Source organism: Micromonospora sp. NPDC057141 (genome assembly GCF_042670805.1).
In the GTDB taxonomy this organism is placed as follows: domain Bacteria; phylum Actinomycetota; class Actinomycetes; order Mycobacteriales; family Micromonosporaceae; genus Micromonospora.
This window is the reverse complement of record NZ_JBHUVA010000001.1, coordinates 128,912-148,389: the sequence shown is the minus strand read 5'-3', so window position 1 is coordinate 148,389 and position 19,478 is coordinate 128,912. Positions and strand designations below refer to the sequence as shown.

At 72.2% G+C, this 19,478-nt stretch carries 14 protein-coding genes; 9 read left to right on the top strand and 5 right to left on the bottom strand.

Annotation, left to right across the window (positions count from 1 at the left end; translation table 11 throughout):
• Positions 1-5: 5 nt before the first annotated feature.
• The 5 genes from ACFT41_RS00620 to ACFT41_RS00600 all read left to right on the top strand — a co-directional run bounded on the left by ACFT41_RS00620 (position 6) and on the right by ACFT41_RS00600 (position 9,267).
• Positions 6-1,319 carry a cation:proton antiporter gene (locus tag ACFT41_RS00620; RefSeq protein WP_377587377.1) on the top strand — a complete coding sequence of 438 codons (1,314 nt, stop codon included), beginning with the start codon at positions 6-8 and terminating at the stop codon, positions 1,317-1,319.
• A gap of 166 nt (positions 1,320-1,485) precedes the next feature.
• Positions 1,486-6,759, top strand: a complete 5,274-nt coding sequence (locus ACFT41_RS00615; protein ID WP_377587378.1) for a type I polyketide synthase — start codon at positions 1,486-1,488, stop codon at positions 6,757-6,759.
• Complete coding sequence (locus ACFT41_RS00610; protein ID WP_377587379.1) at positions 6,756-8,426, top strand: (2,3-dihydroxybenzoyl)adenylate synthase; 1,671 nt, start codon at positions 6,756-6,758, stop codon at positions 8,424-8,426. Before ACFT41_RS00615 ends, ACFT41_RS00610 begins: the two co-directional genes overlap by 4 nt.
• Positions 8,423-9,019, top strand: a complete 597-nt coding sequence (locus ACFT41_RS00605; protein ID WP_377587380.1) for a VOC family protein — start codon at positions 8,423-8,425, stop codon at positions 9,017-9,019. Before ACFT41_RS00610 ends, ACFT41_RS00605 begins: the two co-directional genes overlap by 4 nt.
• Positions 9,019-9,267, top strand: coding sequence for a hypothetical protein (locus ACFT41_RS00600; RefSeq protein ID WP_377587381.1), 249 nt, complete (start codon positions 9,019-9,021; stop codon positions 9,265-9,267). The genes ACFT41_RS00605 and ACFT41_RS00600 overlap by 1 nt, the downstream gene beginning before the upstream one ends.
• A 163-nt stretch (positions 9,268-9,430) precedes the next feature.
• Here the strand turns inward: ACFT41_RS00600 and ACFT41_RS00595 are convergent, their stop codons facing one another.
• Both ACFT41_RS00595 and ACFT41_RS00590 read right to left on the bottom strand, forming a co-directional pair.
• Positions 9,431-10,288, bottom strand: coding sequence for a hypothetical protein (locus ACFT41_RS00595; protein WP_377582052.1), 858 nt, complete (start codon positions 10,286-10,288; stop codon positions 9,431-9,433).
• 323 nt (positions 10,289-10,611) lie between these two features.
• Positions 10,612-11,013, bottom strand: a complete 402-nt coding sequence (locus tag ACFT41_RS00590) for a hypothetical protein (RefSeq protein ID WP_377582050.1) — start codon at positions 11,011-11,013, stop codon at positions 10,612-10,614.
• A gap of 302 nt (positions 11,014-11,315) precedes the next feature.
• Here ACFT41_RS00590 and ACFT41_RS00585 point away from each other — a divergent pair, with 302 nt between their 5' ends.
• Positions 11,316-12,722 carry an acyltransferase gene (locus ACFT41_RS00585; RefSeq protein ID WP_377613703.1) on the top strand — a complete coding sequence of 469 codons (1,407 nt, stop codon included), beginning with the start codon at positions 11,316-11,318 and terminating at the stop codon, positions 12,720-12,722.
• Here the strand turns inward: ACFT41_RS00585 and ACFT41_RS00580 are convergent.
• Both ACFT41_RS00580 and ACFT41_RS00575 read right to left on the bottom strand, forming a co-directional pair.
• A complete protein-coding gene (locus ACFT41_RS00580; protein ID WP_377582065.1) occupies positions 12,694-14,202 on the bottom strand; it encodes a CoA-acylating methylmalonate-semialdehyde dehydrogenase in 1,509 nt (502 codons plus the stop codon). The genes ACFT41_RS00585 and ACFT41_RS00580 overlap by 29 nt on opposite strands.
• Positions 14,202-15,506: an aspartate aminotransferase family protein gene (locus ACFT41_RS00575; protein WP_377582043.1), complete on the bottom strand. Its 1,305-nt coding sequence runs from the start codon at positions 15,504-15,506 to the stop codon at positions 14,202-14,204. Before ACFT41_RS00575 ends, ACFT41_RS00580 begins: the two co-directional genes overlap by 1 nt.
• A 219-nt stretch (positions 15,507-15,725) precedes the next feature.
• Here ACFT41_RS00575 and ACFT41_RS00570 point away from each other — a divergent pair, with 219 nt between their 5' ends.
• A complete protein-coding gene (locus ACFT41_RS00570) occupies positions 15,726-16,712 on the top strand; it encodes a hypothetical protein (RefSeq protein ID WP_377582064.1) in 987 nt (328 codons plus the stop codon).
• Between the two features lie 98 nt (positions 16,713-16,810).
• On the opposite strand, the gene ACFT41_RS00565 is transcribed toward ACFT41_RS00570, so the two are convergent.
• Positions 16,811-17,500 (bottom strand): Tat pathway signal sequence domain protein, encoded by a 690-nt coding sequence (locus ACFT41_RS00565; protein WP_377582041.1) that lies wholly within the window; start codon positions 17,498-17,500, stop codon positions 16,811-16,813.
• A 346-nt stretch (positions 17,501-17,846) separates the two neighbouring features.
• Between ACFT41_RS00565 and ACFT41_RS00560 the strand changes: the two genes are divergently transcribed.
• Complete coding sequence (locus ACFT41_RS00560; RefSeq protein ID WP_377582039.1) at positions 17,847-18,608, top strand: TetR/AcrR family transcriptional regulator; 762 nt, start codon at positions 17,847-17,849, stop codon at positions 18,606-18,608.
• 237 nt (positions 18,609-18,845) lie between these two features.
• Positions 18,846-19,478 carry a DUF6230 family protein gene (locus tag ACFT41_RS00555; protein WP_377582037.1) on the top strand — a complete coding sequence of 211 codons (633 nt, stop codon included), beginning with the start codon at positions 18,846-18,848 and terminating at the stop codon, positions 19,476-19,478.

The following is a 19,478-nucleotide window of genomic DNA, read 5'->3' as shown; positions in this document are numbered from 1 at the left end:
AACCGTTGGGGGACAACCTCGACCTGGCCATCAACGTCCTCGCCGCCGTCTTCGTCGTGCTCGCCGCCACCACCGTGTGCGGGCGTCTCGCCCGCCGGCTCGGGCAGCCCGGGGTGGTGGGCGAGATGGTGGCGGGCATCCTGCTCGGCCCGTCCCTCCTGGGCAGCGTGGCACCGGGCCTGCAGCACCACCTCTTTCCCGCCGACGTCAAGAGCGTCCTCTACGTGCTGAGCACCATCGGGTTGACCTTCTACATGTTTCTGGTCGGCGCCGCCCTCGACCACAGCTTCATCACCAGGCGGTCCGTTCAGCGGGCGGCGGTGCTGGCAACCGCCGGCATCGTCCCCACCTTCCTGCTCGCGATCGGTGCCGCCGCCCTGTTCTACTCCCGACTCGCGCTACCGACCACCGACCGGTGGGTCTTCATGCTCTTCGTCGGCGGCGCCCTGTCCATCACCGCTTTCCCGATGCTGGCCCGGATCCTTGAGGAACGCGGTATCGCCAACACCCCCACCGGCAGCCTGACCCTGGTCGCCGCAGCCATCGACGACGCAGTCGCCTGGATCCTGCTGGCCGTGGTGATCGCCGTCGGATCGGCCGGCCACCTGGCGAGCGCCCTGCCGACGGTGATCGGCGCAGTGCTCTTCGCGACGCTGATGCTCACCATCGGTCGTCGCCTGCTACGTCGACTCGCCACCCGGGTCGAACGCGACGGCGGGCTGCGGCACGACACGATGGCCATCGTCCTGTTGCTCGTCCTCGCCGCCGGTTGGTTGACCGACAGCATCGGGGTCTTCTCGGTCTTCGGTGGCTTCGTCACCGGCCTGGCGATGCCACAGTCGCCGCTGCTGCGGGAGGAACTCCGCGTCAAGCTGATGGACCTGAACGCCATTCTCCTCCTGCCGGTCTTCTTCGCGTTCTCCGGACTCAACACCCAGTTGTCCGGTCTCGGCAACGGACGCTACGTGCTGCCCATGGTGGTCATCGTGCTCGTCGCCACCGTGGGGAAGTACGTCGGCTGCGCCATGACCGTCCGGGGCCAGGGCATGTCGTGGCGACACGCGTCCGCGATCGGCGGGCTGATGAACGCCCGCGGGCTGATGATCCTGGTGTTCATCAACGTCGGCCTCGGCTACCACCTGGTCGCGCCGCAACTCTTCTCGATCCTCGTCGTCGTCGCCGTCGTGACCACCGCTGCCGCCATGCCGATCTACCGGCGCTCTCTGCCAGCCAGGTTCGAGGACGTGGAACGGGCCCACGCCGAGGCCCAACTGCAGGTGGCGAGGACTCCCGCCGGCACCCCCGCCGCAGTCCAGTAATCGCACCAACAGGGCTCGACAGCAGCTCGACACCTGCCCGGCATCGGCTCGAACGAGCGGTTCAAGAATCACCGTGCGGGCTGATCGGAAATCGCTGGCTCGCGGCGCCCCGCGGCACCACTGCCGCATCTCGAGAGCTACCCCTCATGCCTGGAAGGACCGTCCTGTGGTCGATCCGTCTGCCCTCTCGAAAAGACCTGACACCGTCCCGATCGCCATTATCGGCATGGGCTGCCGATTCGCCGGCGGGGTGAACTCGCCGGAGGACTTCTGGAAGCTCCTCGTCGACGGCCGTGACGCGATCTCCGAGGTTCCGCCGGACCGGTGGGCGGCCTACCTCGAGGCAAGCACGGAGAACGCCGCCGCGTTGCAGAAGACCACCCGCTTCGGCGCGTTCCTGGACGACATCTCGGGATTCGACGCGGACTTCTTCGGCATCACCCCCCGGGAAGCCGAACTGATGGACCCGCAACAGCGGATCATGCTGGAGGTGGCCTGGGAGGCGCTGGAGCACGCCGGCATCGTCCCGGACCACCTCGCCGGCAGCGACACCGGAGTCTTCGTCGGGGTGGGCTCCGACGACTACGGCCGGCGGCTGCTGGAGGATCTGCCCGGCATCGAGGCGTGGACCGGCATCGGAGCCGCGATGTGCGCCGTGGCGAACCGGGTCTCCTACTCCCTCGACCTGCGTGGCCCGAGCTTCGCGGTCGACACGGCCTGCTCGGCCTCGTTGGTGGCGACCCACCTGGCCTGCCAGGCGCTCGCCACCGGGGAAACCTCGCTCGCCCTGGTCGGCGGGGTGAACATCATGGCCGGCCCGGGCCTCACCATGGTCCTGGACGCGGCGGGCGCGATCTCCCCCGACGGCCGGTGCAAGTCGTTCGACGCCGCCGCCAACGGTTACGGCCGGGGTGAGGGCTGCGGAGCCGTCGTCCTCAAGCGACTCGCCGACGCGGAGCGCGATGGTGACCGGGTGCTCGCCGTCATCCAGGGCAGCGCCGTGCACCAGGACGGCCGGACGAACGGAATCATGGCACCCAGCGGCGAGGCACAGGCCGACCTGCTCCGGCACGCCTATCAGGTGTCCGGGATCGATCCGGGCACCGTGGACTACGTGGAGGCGCACGGCACCGGTACCCGGGCCGGTGATCCCATCGAGGCCGGCGCCATGGCCGAGGTCTTCGGCGCCGGACGAGCTGCGGACGCGCCGTGCCTGATCGGGTCGGTCAAGCCCAACATCGGGCACCTGGAGGCCGGGTCCGGTGTGGCCGGTGTGATCAAGGCGGTGCTCGCCCTGCGCCACGGCGAGATCCCACCCAGCCTCAACTTCTCCGAACCGAATCCCGCCATTCCCTGGGCCACCTCGGGCCTGCGGGTGGTCGCCGAGCTGGCCAAGTGGCCGGTGACCGACCACCCTCGCCGGGCGGGCGTCTCCGGTTACGGCTACGGCGGGACCATCGCCCACGTCGTCCTCGAAGAGGCTCCGGAATCGGCTTCGGTGCCGTCGGACGTCGCGACCACGGATCAGTTCCCGGCACCCCGCCTCTATCCGATCTCCGCAGCGACCGAGGCCGGCCTGCGCGCCCACGCCGCCCGGCTGACCGACCTGCTGACCGGGACGGACACGCCCGGCTTGGACGCGATCGGACACACCCTCGCCGCGCGCCGGGCTCAGCTCGGCCAACGGGCGGTCGTCGTGGCTACGGACCGGATCGACCTGGCGAACCAGCTTGGCTGCCTCGCGGGCGACGGCGACGGAACGGTAGCCACCGGCAGCCCGGTGGCCGGTGCCGCCGCCGGGGCGGTCTGGGTTTTCTCGGGACACGGCTCGCAGTGGCCGGGCATGGGACGCGAGCTCATCCGGGACGAGCCGGCCTTCGCCGCCGTGCTGGACGAGATCGGCCCGATCTTCGCCGAGGAGATCGGCTTCACCCCGCGCGACGTGCTGCTCGACGGCCCTCTGGAGACGGTCGACGTCATTCAGCCGATGATCTTCGCCATGCAGGTCGGCCTGGCCGCCGTCTGGCGCGAGCGCGGACTGGAGCCGGCCGCCGTGATCGGCCACTCGGTCGGCGAGATCGCGGCAAGCGTCACAGCCGGGTCACTGGACCTGGCGGACGGCGCGCGGCTGATCTGCCGTCGGTCGATCCTGCTGCGCCGCGTCGCGGGACAGGGTGCCATGGCGATGGTCGACCTGCCGTTCGCCGAGGTGGCCCAGCAGTTGGCCGACCGCACCGATGTCGCTGCGGCCATCGCCGCCTCTTTCACCGCCACCGTGGTCGCCGGCACCGCCGCCGCCGTCGACGAGCTCTCCGCCGGGTGGACGCAGGCCGGCCGGGTGGTCCGCCGGGTCGCCTCCGACGTCGCCTTCCACTCCGGCCAGATGGACCCGCTCCTCGACGAACTCGCCGCCTCCGTGGCCGACCTCAGCCCTCGCCCTGCGCGACTGCCGATCTACACCACCGCGCTCGCCGATCCCCGCGCGACCCCGGTGCACGATGGCGCCTACTGGGCGGCCAACCTGCGCAACCCGGTCCGGCTCGCCACCGCGGTCCAGGCGGCCGCCGAGGACGGGTATCGCGTCTTTCTGGAGGTGTCGAGCCACCCGGTGGTCGCCCACTCGGTCTCCGAGGTCCTTGCCGACTCCGGCGTCGAGGAGGCGTTCGTGACCGGGACGCTGCGCCGCAACCAGTCGGAGCAACAGGCGTTGCTGGCCGCCCTCGCCGCGCTGTACTGCCACGGCGTACCGCTCGACCTCGCCGCGCAGTTCTCCGCCCGGGAACTCGCCGACCTGCCCACCACCGCGTGGCAACAGCGGCCCTTCTGGCGCGACGGCAGCGCCCGGAAGGGCCACCAGGTGCGGCAGCACGACGTACAGAGCCACACCCTGCTCGGCGGGCTGACCACGGTGGCCGGCACCACCTCGCTCCGACTCTGGCAGACCTACCTGGACGAGGACTGCCGTCCGTACCCGGGGGACCACCCGGTGCAGGGCGTCGAGATCATCCCGGCAGCGGTGCTGCTGAACACCTTCTTCACCGCCGCCAGCACCGCCACCGGTGCCCAACGGGCCGCCCTGGCCGGCGTTCACCTGCGGGTTCCGGTCTCTGTGGCCGCGCCTCGGGACCTCCAGGTATCCGCACAGGACAACACCCTGCGCCTGGCCTCCCGGCTGGCCGGGGAGGACGACTCGTGGCTGGTGCACACCACCGCCACCATCGACCGCACCGCTGATCCGGTCGCCTCGGTGCTCGACCCCGATCAGGCCCGGCTGCGCTGCGCCGTGCAACTGCCCGAGACCTTCGTCATCGACCGGCTGGCGTCCATCGGTGTCGCCGCCATGGGTTTTCCCTGGCGGATCGAGGAGCTGCGTTGGTCGCCGGGCAAGGAACTGTTCGCCAGGATCAGTGCGGGTGAGCAGGCCCCGTCGAGCTGGGCGTGCGTCCTCGACGCGGCACTGTCGGCGGCCTCGGTCGTCTTCGACGGCCCCGCCGCGCTCCGCATGCCCGCAGGCATCGAACGCGTCGCCGTCCGCGGCGACTCGCCCGGTTGCGTGCTGCTCAGCGTGCAGACCACCGACGCCCCGGGTGCCGACACCGTCGACGTGGTCATCGCCACCCCCGACGGCGAAGTGGTCGCCGAACTGACCAACCTGCGGTACGGCCGGCTCGACGGTGACCCCGGCGCCACGGCCAGCCCTCGCCGGCTCGTCCACGAGCTCACCTGGCGTTGCCTGGAACAGGATGCCGCACCGACCGGCACGCTGGACCGGGTCCTCGTCGTCGGCGGCGAGGACCCGGTCGGCTCGGCGCTGACCGACGCGCTGACCTCGGCCGGCATACCGCACCGGCTGGTCACCGGGCCGGGGGAGCTGGACGCGTGCCGGGCGGACCTGACGAGCGCCAGCGCGGTCCTCGTCGCGACCTCCCACCTCGACGGCGCGGCCCTGCCCCAGACAGCGGCCCGCGCGGCCTGGCTGCTCGGCGCCACCGCCGCCCGGCTCGCGACCTGGCCCGACGGCCCGAGACTGTGGGCGGTCACCGCAGGGGTACGCGACAGCGTCTCCGAAAGCGCCGTCGGACAGTCCAGCGTGTGGGGAATCGGCCGGATCATCGCGGGTGAGCACCCCGCGCTCTGGGGCGGGCTGGTCGACCTGGACGAGACCGACCTGCGGGGCGCCGCCGGCATGCTGCCGAACCTGCTCCGGTCACGCCCGCACGAGGACGTCATCGCCCTGAGCCGCGGCGGGGCGTTGTGCACCCGGCTGGTCCTGGTCGACCGGCAGCCGGACCGCTCCCCCGTGGGGTGTCGACCGGACGGCACGTACCTGATCACCGGCGGGCTCGGGGTCCTCGGCCTGGAGATCGCGGGGTGGTTGGCCGGGCAGGGTGCCCGGCGGATCGTCCTGGTGGGCCGGCGCGGGCTGCCGCCACGGGCGGAGTGGGACGACGTGGTCGATCCCACCACCCGGGAGCAGATCTCCGCGGTGCGATCCCTGGAGGCGTTGGGTGTGGCCATGGTCGTCGTCGCCGCCGACATCAGCGACCGGCGGAACGCACCGGCGGCCATCGAGGCGGCGACCCGGCTGCTGCCACCGATCCGGGGCGTCGTGCACGCCGCCGGCGTGCTCGACAACCGGATGCTGGTCGACCTCGACCAGGAGTCGTTGCGGACCGTGCTGCGGCCGAAGGTCGACGGGGCGGTCGTCCTGCACGAGATGTTCCCGCCCGGGAGCCTGGACTTCCTGGTGTACTTCTCCTCCTGCGGATACCTGCTCGGGCTGCCCGGGCAGGCCAGCTACGGTGCGGCGAACGCCTTCCTCGACTCGCTGGCGGCGCACCGCCAGGCCGACGGCGCGCGGGACACCGTCAGCCTGGGTTGGACCTCGTGGCGCGGGCTCGGCATGTCCACCTCGTCGCAGCTCATCGACCTCGAACTGAACGCCCGGGGCACCGCCGACATCACGGCGACAGAGGCCTTCCGTAGCTGGGAACACGCCGACCGGTACCGGGGCGCGCACTTCGCGGTGTTCCGGCCGGTCCCCATGGAGGCGGGCCTGCCGAGGATTCCCCTGTTGGCCGAGATCTCCGTCGACGACACCGACACCGGCGCGGCCATGGACGACCCGGGCTGGAACGAGCTGCCGGCGGAGGAGCTGCAGGCACATGTCGTCGGCGAGGTCTCCCGCCACGTCTGCGCCGAACTGCGGATGCCGACCGACCAGCTCGACGTCCGCAGACCACTGGCCGAGATGGGCGTGGACTCGGTGATGACCCTGGTCATGCGGCGGCAACTGGAGAAGTCCTTCCGCCTGACCCTGCCGGCCACACTGCTGTGGAACCACCCGACCGTGGCGGCGATCGCGGACTACATCGCCGGCCAGCTCACCGGGGAGCAGCAGGACCACGCCGCACGCGTACCCGATCTGGAGCTGGCATGAGGCCGGCGGCCGACCAGGTGGCCTGGCCGGTGGAGTTCGCCCGGCGCTACCGGGCCGGCGGCCTGTGGCGGGACGAGCCGCTCGGGCACTGGATGTGGGTCTGGGCCGACCGGTTCGGCGCACGGACGGCCATCGTCGACGGCGATCGGCGAATCAGCTACCGACAGCTGGCCGAGCACGCCGACGCGTTCGCCGAGCGGCTCGGCCACCAGGGGATCGAGTCGGGCAGCCGGATACTCGTGCAGTTGCCCAACTGCTGGGAGTTCGTCGCGGTGCTGCTCGGCTGCGCGCGCGCCGGCGTCGTTCCGGTCCTCGCGTTGCCGGCGCACCGTGAGCACGAGATCGGCTACCTCGCCCGGCACGCCGAGGTCGAGGCCATCGTGGTGCCGGACCGGTGGCGGGAGTTCGATCACCAGCAGCTCGCGGCCACGATCGCCGCGCAGCTCGACCGGCGCTGCCAGGTGCTGGTGCTCGGTGCCCAGGCCCGTTCCGGTGCGGTGGACCTGGGTGGGCTGCTGGAGGTCGACGGTGACCCGCAGCGCCGGGCCCGGCTCGACGCGGTACGACCGGACCCGGCCGGCGTCGTGCTGTTCCTGCTCTCCGGCGGCACGACCGGACAACCGAAGATGATCGGCCGGACCCACAACGACTACGAGTACAACCTCCGCCGCAGCGGGGAGGTCTGCCTCTTCAGCGAGGAGACGACCTACCTGGTCGCGTTGCCCGCGTCGCACAACTTCCCGCTGGGCTGCCCGGGCATCCTCGGCACCCTGGCGGTCGGCGGTCGGGTGGTCATGTCGTCCTCGCCCGAGCCGCGGCGGGCGTTCGCCACCATCGCCCGGGAGCGGGTGACGGTCACCTCGGTGGTGCCGGCCATCGCGCAGCGCTGGGTCCAGTTCGCGGCGACCAGCGACGCCGACCTGAGCAGCCTCGGCGTCGTCCAGGTCGGCGGATCGGTGCTCGACCCCGCGCTCGCGCGGGCCATCCCGAAGGCCCTCGGGGCACGCCTGCAACAGGTCTTCGGAATGGCCGAGGGACTGCTCAACTACACCCGCCTCGACGACCCCGACGAGATCGTGTTCGGCACCCAGGGACGACCGATCAGCCGGGACGACGAGCTGCTGGTCGTGGACGAGGACGACCGGCCGGTCCCGCCGGGTGAGACGGGCGAGCTGCTCACCCGCGGCCCGTACACCCCGCGCGGGTACTTCCGCGCCGACGAGCACAACGCCCGCAGCTTCACCCGGGACGGCTGGTACCGCACCGGTGACCTGGTCCGGCTGGGTCCAGGCGGCAACCTCGTCGTCGAAGGACGTCGCAAGGACCTGATCAACCGAGGCGGAGAGAAGATCTCCGCCGAGGAGGTCGAGAACCTGGCCCGGGAACTGTTGGCCATTCAGGACGCCCTGGTGGTGCCGGCTCCCGACGAGCGGTTCGGCGAGCTGGTCTGTCTCGTCGTCGTGCCGGGCCCGGCCGGGCCACCCGGGCTGGAGGAGGTGCGTACCGCGTTCGACTGTCACGGGGTGGCCCACTACAAGATCCCGGAACGGATCGAGGCGCTGGACGCGCTGCCACTCACCGCGGTCGGCAAGGTCGACCGCAAGGCGGTCCGGCGACATGTCGCCGGCCGCACCGCCCTCCTACCGACAAGGACGGTCGCATCATGATCGAAGCCCGGTCGAGCAGCAGGCCCTCCGGCCTGAGCTTGTACGGCGTGGACCACCTCGCCCACGTCACCTGGAAACCCGGCGAGACCGCCGACTTCTACCGGGAGGTGCTGGAACTGCCGCTGGTGCACGCCGTCACCGGGGTCGGCTGGCTCAGCGACGACTTCCCCGACTTCGCGCACTTCTTCTTCGAACTCGGCAAGGGCAACTACCTGGCCTTCTTCTACTTCTTCGGCCTTCCGGTCGATCAGCCACCGAACGAGCTGATGCACCTTGCCCGGCACATCGCGCTGCACGTGGACACCGAGGAGGAGATGCTCGCCTGGCGAGCGAAGGTCAAGTCACACGGCATCCAGGTCACGCCGCCGCTGACCCACGAACTGCTGGAGTCGATCTACTTCGACGACCCGAACGGGATCCAACTGGAGATCGTCCGACCCTTGCGCACCTTCAACGACATCGATGCCCGAGACGCCGAGCTGACCGTCCGCGCGCTGGCCGAGGTGGCAGCGACGCCGAAGCCGACCGTGGAGGCCATGTGGCAGCGCAAGGCGGACATGGTCCGCTCGCAGTTGGGGTTGGGGATCCGCTGATGCTCACCTTGTTCATCCTCGACACCCCGGAATTCAAGCCGATCCTGCACACCGCCCGGCTGGCCGGCATGGAGATCCACCACCAGGACGACTACTACGAGGCGACCAGCAGCGAACCGGAGGTCGTACTCGAACGCAGGCACACCGACGTCCGTCCCTCGATCTGGTTCGCCGCGCTCACCGGCGGCCTGCTCGGCAGCATCGTCCAGTTCGACCACGATCGGTTGTGCCTGCGCGCGAGCGAATGACCCGTCGGCTCCACCACTGAAGTCCGCCCCGGTGCGTCGCGACGCACCGGGGCGGCCGGCCGGGACGTCGTGGACGCGGCGGTCGGCGATCCGGCCGCCCGGCTGTTCCGGCTGCTCGGGCTGGCCCAAGCGCTGGTGGTGGCCGCCGGCCAGGCGAGGCCGCTCAGCCCAGCGTCGCCTGGAGGCGGCCACCGCCGCAACTGGCGCTGCTGACGTCGATGGATCCACTGGCGCGGCCGTTGGCGACCGTCACCCTCATTGACCCGCTCTGGACGGTGTACGGGCACGCGAGAATGCTGTTGGCGGCTGTGAACAGGCTCATCCCGGTCGACGCCGTCATCGGGTCCGCGGTGACGGTGATGGTCGAGCCGGAGACCGTGGCCCGCCCCATGTCGAAGGTGTTGCTGCTGTTGGGGTCACACACCGTGTTGCTGAGGAACTGAACGGCTCCCACCTGGGGTGCGCCGAGCGGGAACCCGGAGATCAGGCACACGTCCACCGCATTGCCGCCGGCCGGCTTGGCCACGTGCACGGTGCCGGGCCGGCGGAAGCCGACTCCGTTGACGGTGCCGTCAAGGGTCACGGAGTATGACCCGGGTCGCGGGCCTGTGTAGTGCGGCGGGATCCTGGGACCGGTCCTGACCCGGACCTCACCCTGGAGCACCGAGACGCTTCCCCCGCCCATCGGTTGACCGTTGGGAACGGCCGCCCCGAACGCGTTGCTCTCCCACAGAAAGCTCACCTCGGCCGCCATCAGGTCCATCGTGCCCTCGACATGTGCGGTCGTGCTGGTACCGGTCCCCGCGCTGGACGAGCCCGAGGCGCGGAACGACACCCTGGTCCCGGAAACCGAGTAGGTGCCGACCAGCGGGTAGAGATCGGCGATCACATCCGTCGAGTCGAAGGTGAACCTGCCGCCCCGGAAGTCCCACATCGCGTCCGCGACCCGCTGCCGCTGACCGCCCACCGCCCCGTTGAGCGACAGGATGTCGCGGGTCCGGAAGGTACCCGGGATGCTCACCACCGGCCTGGGCGACGTCGTCCTGATGGCGACAGTGGTCGGCGACGGCGCAGGCGTCGGCTCACTGTCCTGGTTGCCGGTGGGCGAAGGGGCCAGGCTCGGCGTGGCGGCCGAGGTGCCCGGACCGTCGTCGCCGCAGCCCGACGTCCCCACGAGCAATGTGGTGGCCACCAAACCGGAACAGACACGACGGACGATGCTCATGACTGACCTCACCTCCTGCTTGCCACTGACATTCCGCGCGACGACAGGCCGAGCCATACGGATATTCTCCTGTGGCCCGCGTGTGATTCAGTCAATGAGTTGCTCACCCGACAGTGGCATCACTGCGCGCGGAGCACGGCCTCGACCTCGTATGAGGTTGTCGTGGCGAGGGCCGTGGTCGTCAGCGTGAGTCGGATTACCGGCTCGTTACCGCCGAGGTCCAGCATGCCACCGACAACGGCGTTGGCCGTGGTGACTCCTTCACCCGCCGAACGCTGCCCCGAAAGGACATAGACCGGCTCGGCGCTGGTTACGGTTCCGGTCACCGGGAAGACGTCGGTACGCGAATCTGGTGGATCGTAGACGAAACGGCCGCCATCGCGCGCGTCGACAATGAGGAGCGCCCCCGCGAAGCGCGCTCGGGCTGTCTTGACGAACTCCGGGCTGCCCTGCAACCGGCGTTCAACACGCTCGCGAAACCAAAGGCCATGGCGGCGAAGCCCGCGAGCACACTCGACCAACTGTCCGCCTCTTGAAGGGGCTTTCCGGACAGGAACCAGGCCCACGTGCCAATTCCCGCAGCGGAAACCACCAGTGCCAGCGCCAAGAGAGATTTCGTGCGACGAGTCAACCAGATCTCCCCATCCCGACCAATGCGATCAAAATGGATGAAGCTACTCGGACAGTCGAGGTGCTTTTCATATTACCGTCGGGTCGCCACCAGGCACAGCCCTCAATTGCGCTCCCCCACCGGGCCTGGGCTGCACTCGACATGCTGACCGATGCCGCCACCGGCCGCCCCGATCTGGCCTAGCCTGGACCCATGCGCCGCCTGCGGCAGCTCGCCGAGCGCACGCCGGCCCGGCGGGAACGCTACGTCGACCTGCTGCGGGCGATCGCCATCGGCATGGTCGTCGTCGGGCACTGGGGCGTCACCGTCATCGGCCGCGACGATGCCGGCCGGCCCACCGGCCACTCGGCGCTCGGTGACCTGCCGTGGGCGTACCCGCTGACCTGGGTGGGGCAGGTGCTGCCGGTGTTCTTCCTCGTCGGCGGGTTCGCCAACGCCGCGTCGCTGACCGCGAACCGGGCCCGGGGCGGCGACGCCACCGGCTGGCTGCTCGACCGCAGCGCCCGGCTGGTGCCGCCGACCACCGTCCTGCTGCTGGTGCTGGCGGCCGGCGCGGGCGGGGCGTACCTGTGGGGCGCCGGGGAGGCCCGGATCCGCACGGTGGTCTGGTTCGCCACCATCCCGCTGTGGTTCCTCGTGCCCTACCTGGCCGTCGTCGCCCTCACCCCGCCGATGCACGCCCTGCACCGCCGCGTCGGGCTCGCCGTGCCGGTGGCGCTGGTCGGCTTGGTCGCCCTCGGCGACCTGGGACGGCTGGTCGGGCCCGCGACCCTCGCGTACGGCAGCTACCTGGCCGGCTGGCTCGCCGTGCACCAGGTCGGTTTCGCCTGGTACGACGCCCACGCCGCCGCCCGACCGAACCCAGGGAGCGGGCGAAGCGGCGACACACCCCGCCATCCGCTGCCGACGTCCCGCCCGGCGGCGGTCGCGCTGCTGGCCGGCGGCCTCGGCGCGCTGCTGCTGCTCACCGCCGTCGGACCGTACCCGATGGCGATGCTGCACGTGCCCGGCGAGCGGCTGGACAACGCCAGCCCGCCGAGCCTGGCGCTACTCGCCCTGGCCACCGCCCAGCTCGGGCTGGTGCTGCTGCTGCGCGCCCCCGCCGAGCGGTGGCTGCGCCGGCCCGGCCCGTGGCAGGCGGTCGTCGCGGTGAACTCGGTGGTGCTGACCGTCTTCCTCTGGCACCTCACGGCCGCCCTGCTGCTGGTCGGCCTGCTGGACGCGCTCGGCCTGCTGCCCACCCCGGCGGTGGGGACCGCCGGGTGGCTGGCCTGGCGGGTGCCCTGGCTGCTGCTGCTCACCGTGGTGCTGGCCGGGCTCGTCGCCGTCTTCGGGCCGGTCGAGGCGCGGGCCGGCCGGCGGCGGCGCGCCGGGGAGGAGGCGCGCCGCCGCGGGACCACCGGCGGCGGTCGTCGCCCGGCCCGGACCGTGCTGGTGGTCGCCGGGTACGCCGCCGTGGTCGCGGGGCTGCTGGTCAACACCGGCACCCCGAAGTCCGCGCCCGAGCCGCTGGGGCTGCCCGCCCCGGCGCTGGTGGCGTACCTGGCCGGGGCGGGGCTGCTGCGGACGCTCAGGTCTGGGTGGGGAAGCCGAGGTTGACCCCGCCGTGGCGCGGGTCCAGCCACCGGCTGGTGACCACCTTGCCCCGGGTGAAGAACGCCATCCCGTCGGCGCCGTGGGCGTGCAGGTCGCCGAAGAGGGACGCCTTCCAGCCGCCGAACGAGTAGTACGCCATCGGCACCGGGATCGGCACGTTGATGCCGACCATGCCGACCTCCACCTCGTGCTGGTAGCGCCGGGCCGCCCCGCCGTCGTTGGTGAAGATCGCCGTGCCGTTGCCGTACGGGTTGGCGTTGACCAGCTCCACCGCCTCGTCGTACGAGCCGACCCGCAGCACGCCGAGCACCGGCCCGAAGATCTCGTCGGTGTAGATCGACATGTCCGGGGTGACCCGGTCGAACAGGGTCGGGCCGAGCCAGAAGCCGTCCGGGTCCCCGTCCGGGGCGACGTCGCGCCCGTCGACCACGGGGACCGCCCCGGCGGCCACCCCGGCCTCGACGTACGCGCGCACCCGCGCGGCGTGCGCGGCCGTCACCAGGGGACCCATGTCGCAGCCGCGCCGGCCGTCGCCGGTGCGCAGCCGGGCCATCCGCTCGGCGATCCGGGCGACCAGGGCGTCGGCGACCGGCTCCACCGCGACCAGCGCGGAGATCGCCATGCACCGCTCCCCCGCCGAGCCGAAGCCGGCGTTGACCGCCGCGTCGGCGGCCAGGTCCAGGTCGGCGTCGGGGAGCACCACCATGTGGTTCTTCGCCCCGCCGAGCGCCTGCACCCGCTTGCCGGCGGCGGTGCCACGCTGGTGCACGTGCCGGGCGACCGGGGTGGAGCCGACGAACGACACCGCCTTCACCCCCGGGTGGTCGAGCAGCGCGTCGACGGCCTCGGCGTCGCCGTTGACCACGTTGAGCACCCCGTCGGGCAGGCCGGCCTCGGCGAACCACTCGGCCAGCAGCAGCGCCGCGCTCGGGTCCTTCTCGCTGGGCTTGAGCACCACCGCGTTGCCGCAGGCCACCGCGACCGGGACGAACCACAGCGGCACCATCACCGGGAAGTTGAACGGGGAGATCACCGCGACCACCCCGACCGGCTGGCGCAGACTGTACGAGTCGACCTCCGTGGAGACGTTCTCGCTGAACCCGCCGCGCAGGGCCGAGGGGATGCCGCAGGCGTACTCGATGACCTCCAGGCCGCGCTGCACCTCGCCGGCGGCGTCGGCGAGCACCTTGCCGTGCTCGGCGGTGATCACCTCGGCGAGCCGGTCGCGGCGGGCGTGGACCAGCTCGCGGAAGGCGAACAGCACGGCCGTCCGCTTGGCCAGGGAGGCGTCGCGCCAGGTCCGCGCGGCGCGACCGGCGGCCTCGACCGCGTCCGCCACGTCCGCGGCGGAGGCCAGGGCCACCTGCCCGGTACGCCGGCCGGTGGCCGGGTCGAACACGTCCCCGCGCCGGCTGGACGTGCCGTCGACCCGCTTGCCGTCGACGAAGTGCCCGATCGGCTGCCCGCCGCCCGCCCCGGACATCACGCCGCCACCTCGCCGCCGGCGCAGGAGCGGATCGCGTCGACCAGGATGGCCAGCCCCTCGCGGGCCTCGTCCTCGGTGAGGGTCAGCGGCGGGCCCATCCGCAGCACGTTGCCGTAGAGGCCGCCCTTGCCGACGAGCAGGCCGCCGGCCCGGCAGGCCTCGAACACCCGGGTGGTCAGGGCCGGGTCGGGCTCGACGGTGCCCTGGTGGACGAACTCGACGCCGAGCATCAGCCCCCTGCCGCGTACCTCGGCGACGCAGTCGAGGCCGCCCACGGCGGAGCGCAGCCCGTCGGCGAGGATCGCGCCGACGCGGGCCGCGTTGGCCTGGAGGTCGTGGTCGAGCAGGTAGTCCAGGACGGCGTTGCCGGCGGCCGTGGCGACCGGGTTGCCGCCGAAGGTGGAGAAGCTGATCGCCGGCACCGACTCCATGATCTCGGCCCGGCCGACCACCCCGGCCAGGGCGAAGCCGTTGCCGATGCCCTTGGCGAAGGTGAGCAGGTCCGGGGTGACGCCGTGCGCCTGGTAGCCCCAGAAGTGCTCGCCGGTGCGCCCCCAGCCGGTCTGCACCTCGTCGGAGATCAGCAGGATGCCGTGCTCGTCGAGCACCTTCTTCCACGCGGCGAGGAGGCCGTCGGGGCCGTGCACGAAGCCGCCGACGCCCTGGATCGGCTCGGCGATCAGGCAGGCGACGTCGCCGGCGGTCTGGGTGGCGAGGACCTCGCGCAGGTCCTCGACCGCCGCGTCGATCCGGTCGGCGGGGTCGAGGCGGGACAGCAGGCCGCGCAGCCGCTCACCGGAGTGCAGCCAGGCCACCTGGAGCGGGTTGAGGGCGCTGGCCGACCAGCTCCGGTTGCCGGTGACGCCCATCGCCGCGTACGTGCGCCCGTGGTAGCTGTTGCGCACGGCGAGGATCTGGTGCGAGCGGCGGTGGTTGGTGGCGGCCAGCAGGGCGGCCTCGTTGGCCTCGGTGCCGGAGTTGGTGAAGAAGACCCGGGCGTCGGGGATGCCGGAGCAACGGGCGATCTTCTCGGCCAGCTCGACCTGCTGGCGGATCAGGTAGAGCGTCGAGGTGTGCACGAGGCCGGTGGCCAACTGCCGCTGTACGGCCTCGCGGATCTCCGGGATGTCGTAGCCGAGCATGTTGGTCAGCACGCCGCCGAAGAAGTCCAGGTAGGTGCGGCCCCGCACGTCGGTGACCCGGCGGCCGGAGCCGGAGACCAGCTCGATCGGCTCGGCGTAGTAGAGCGGCATCCAGGACGGCAGCACGGCCCGGTGCCGGGCCAGCAGGTCGTCGGTCATGTGTCGCACCCTCCAGCGCGTCGGCGGTCACCGCACGCTCCCACTCACCGGCAGCGGGGACAACTGCCACTGTGTAGCGGACCGGCGGCCTTCGGCTGACAGCACGTCAACCGATCGGCGGCGGTTTCCGGGGCGTTCGGCGCGACCGACGCGCGTTTCCCGTGGCTGTTGGCTCCGGAGGCGACGCGATCCGCACGGTACGATCCGGGCGTGCGGATCATGCGGGACGTGGCGCTGCCGGACGGCGAGGCGGGCGTCACCCCGGCACGGATCGTCGACGGCGTGCGCGCCTGGGTGGCCTCGCCGCCGCTGCGGGACCTCGTCGCGCGGTTCGGCGGCGACGGGCCCCCGGGCGACCCGCTCTCCGGCGATCTGGCGGCGGCGCTGGCCTGGCTGGACGACTTCTCCGCCCGGCACTGGGACTTCCGGGGCGGCCGGGAACGCCCCGAGGCCGCCGAGCCCGCGTTCGATCCCCGCACGGCGGGGCTGGTGCTCGCGGCGGCGTCCGCGCTGGGCCTGGTCCGGTCGGTCCCGCCGGCCCGCCCGGCGTACGCGTACCTGGTCGTCCTCGGCGGGCTCGCGCACGCCTGCCTGCGCCGGGTCGCGTACGCCGCGCATCTGGTGGGCTCGGGCACGGCGGTGGCCGGCGAGGTGGCCGTGCTGGGCAGCTTCCGCCCGCTGTCCGGCGCGGAGCGGCGGGTGCTGGCCGACGCGGGCGTCACGGCCGGCGACACCGAGGTGGACGCCCTCGACGCGGCGGTCCGGCTCACGTTCGGCGTGGCCGGGTCGGCCGAGGAGGACGGCGTGGACGCCGGCCACCCGCACCGCTCCTGGTCCTCGCGCACCTGGCGGCCGGCGGGGCTGCCCCCGGTGCGGGTGCTCGCCGCCCCGTCCGGCGAACCCGGGCGGCGGCGCGCGCACACCGCCGACACGCAACGGTTCTGGGCCGGACACGTCCGGCTCTCGCCGGGCGACCCGGTGCTGATGGTCACCGCGCCGATCTACGTGCCGTTCCAGCACTGCGACGCGCTGCGCACGCTCGCCGTGCCGTACGGGTGCGGGATCGAGACCGTCGGCGTCGACCCGGCCCTGCCGGACCTGGCGCGGCTGCCCGAGCCGGCCCTCACGCCGGGGCGCTATCTCCAGGAGATCCGCTCGGCGATCCGGTCGATGCGCGCCCTGCATTCGGCGCTGCCACCGGGCTGACCCCGCCCGCGCCCCGCAGCCGGTCGAGCTGCGGGGCGGTGCCGGCGCGACGCCGACGGGGAGATCGGACGCCGGCCGGCCGGACGGGTACGGGTGGCTCAGTTCACGTAGACGATCGGGCTGCCAGCCTGGCTGGCGTCCCGCACCGGGGCGTACGTGGCGGTGAAGTACGCCGAGTTGAAGCAGGTGCCGGGCCCGGAGAACTTGGCGAAGGGCTGGTTGACGAAGCTGATCGACGGGCTGGCGTTGGACGTGGTCCCGGCGACGACGTTGCCGGTCGCCCGGTAGACGCAGGTGACGGTGCCCAGCAGGGTCCGCAGGACGACGGTGCTCTGGATGGGCGCGGCGGCGGTGCCACTGAGGGTGAGGCTGCCGGCGCTGGTGACCGCGGTGGTGTAGGGCAGGTTGTCCACCGACACGCTGTTCACCCCGAGGGCGCCGAACACGTTGACGGTGCAGCTGCCGAAGCTCTGCGCGCTGAGCTGCTCGGTGGCGGTTCCCGGGGCCGCCGGGTTGGTCAGCACGGTGGCGGCGAAGCTGGAGGCGGCGCACTTCACGCCGCTCGTGCCGGTGGCCGACGAGTAGAAGTTGGCGGTGGTGCCGGTGGCGAGGTTGGCCTGAAGCACGTCGCCCACGGCGACGTCGGGGCCGCTCAGGCTGCCGTAGGTGAGCACGCCGGAGGCGGCTTCCGGCTCCTCGGCGGCGGAGGCGGCGGCCGGGGCCGCCGCGACGAGGGAGATCAGCAGCGCGGCGGCGAGGCCGACGGCGGCGCGTCCGTGTCGGGACATGGTGGATCCTTCCGGGTGATGGTGCGATGGTGACGGCCGGACCGGCGTGGCGCCGCGCCCGGTGTGGACCGGGCGCGACCGGACGGCCGCGGTGCGGTGGCCGCGTGGTGCGGGACGCGACCGGCGGGGTCGCCGGGCTGGCCGGCGACGGTGGGTGGGGCCCGCCCGGACGGCGGGACGGTGACGACCGGTGCGGGCGGTGCGGGTTGACGGTCGGCGACGGCCCGGGCGGTGGTCCCGGTGTCGCACTGACGGCCGTCAGTGACAATCGGAGTACCAAACGTGGTGAAGTTATAAACCTCAGAGGGTCGCAAAGTCAATCGATGATTCAGGAAGGTCGATAGCAATGTCGCTGGCACCCCACCCGGCGTCCGGAGCCACGCCGCTGCCCGGGGCCCGACCCGGGCGCGACCCGGAGCGCGCCATCAAGCGCGGTCCGCGCCGCCTGCCGGCCGAGACGATCGCGGCCACCCAGCGCGACCGACTCTTCGACGGGCTCGTCCACGAGGTGGCGGCGAAGGGCTACGACAACGCCCGGGTCACCGACATCTGCCGGGCGGCCGGAGTGACCCGGCCCGCCTTCTACGCCCTCTTCGCCGGCAAGGAGGACGCCTTCCTGGTCACCTACCGGCATGGCACCGCCGTGCTGCTGCGGATGATGGACGACGCCTACGCCGACGCCGGCCCGGACTGGACCGACGGCGCCCGGGCCGCCCTGCGCACGCTGCTGGACGTGCTGGCCAGCGTGCCCGAGTTCGCGCGGATGGCGTTGGTGGAGATCGACGCGGCGGGCGTGGACGCCCGCGCCGAGCGGGACGCGCTGCTGTCGCGGTTCCACCGATTCTTCCAGCCGACCCGCCCCCGCTCGCCGCTGCCCGAGGCGGACGACGATCTGCTGGTCACCACCGTGGTCGGCGGGATACACACCACCCTCCGGCAGCGGGTGGCCGTGGGCCGCACCGCCGAACTGCCCCGCCTGCTGCCCGTCCTGACGTACGCCATGACCGCGCCGTTCCTCGGCCCCGAGGCCGCCGGCCGGGCCGCCCGGGCGAGCGAGCCGGACGCCGCGCCCGGCGTGACCGCGCCCTGCGCGACACCGCCGGGCTGACCGACCACACCCGACCCCGCCCCGGTCAGAAACCGCTGCGGTTTCTCACTATTGGCCATTTTTCGCAGATCGACCACGTTCACTGGTCGAAAAACTTGACCCGACCTTTACCCGACGGTAACTTCCCCGGCACAGCGCCCCCGTCGCGCAGCTTTCCCCCATTCACCACACCACCCCGCCCCGCCCCGCGGCGACCGTGCCGTTGCCGCTGACTAATCGACACGAAGGGGAGCCGTCATGTCGGACGACACCGTACCCACCGAGCCGGTCCCGCCGCCGCAGGGCGGCGTGCGCTGGCGCCGCTTCGCGGCCAGCATGGCGGTCGTCGGCGCGGGTGCCGCCGGCATGGTCATGCTGACCGCCCAGGGCGTGCTCGGTGCCCAGTTCGCGATCTCCGGAATGCCGTTCGTGGTCACCGCCGACAAGCTCAGTGGCACCGGGTTCGAGCAGTTCGCCACCCTCGACCAGATGATCCCGGACAGCCCCAACCAGGGCGACACCGGCGGCCAGATCGTCGTGCTGGTCTCGGCGATCGACAAGGCCGAGCTGACCAACCTCTGCCAGAGCATCGACCTCGGCGGCATGTTCATGAAGCTCACCGCCGGCAACGCCGGCAAGCCGGTGAGTGCCCGCACCCTCGTGGTCGACTCCGACGAGATCTCCGGCAACGCCTCGTTCGACGCCATCGACATCGGCCAGGACGCCAGCACCCTCGACAAGGTGCCCGGCGTACGCGGCAACCCCGGGGTCTTCGGGCAGCAGGCCGACAAGGTGACCATCACCGGGCTGCGGCAGCACAACTACGCCACGACAGCCGCGGTCTTCACGCTGCCGAACCTGCGGATGAGCTTCAGCCCCGAAGGGTGCTGA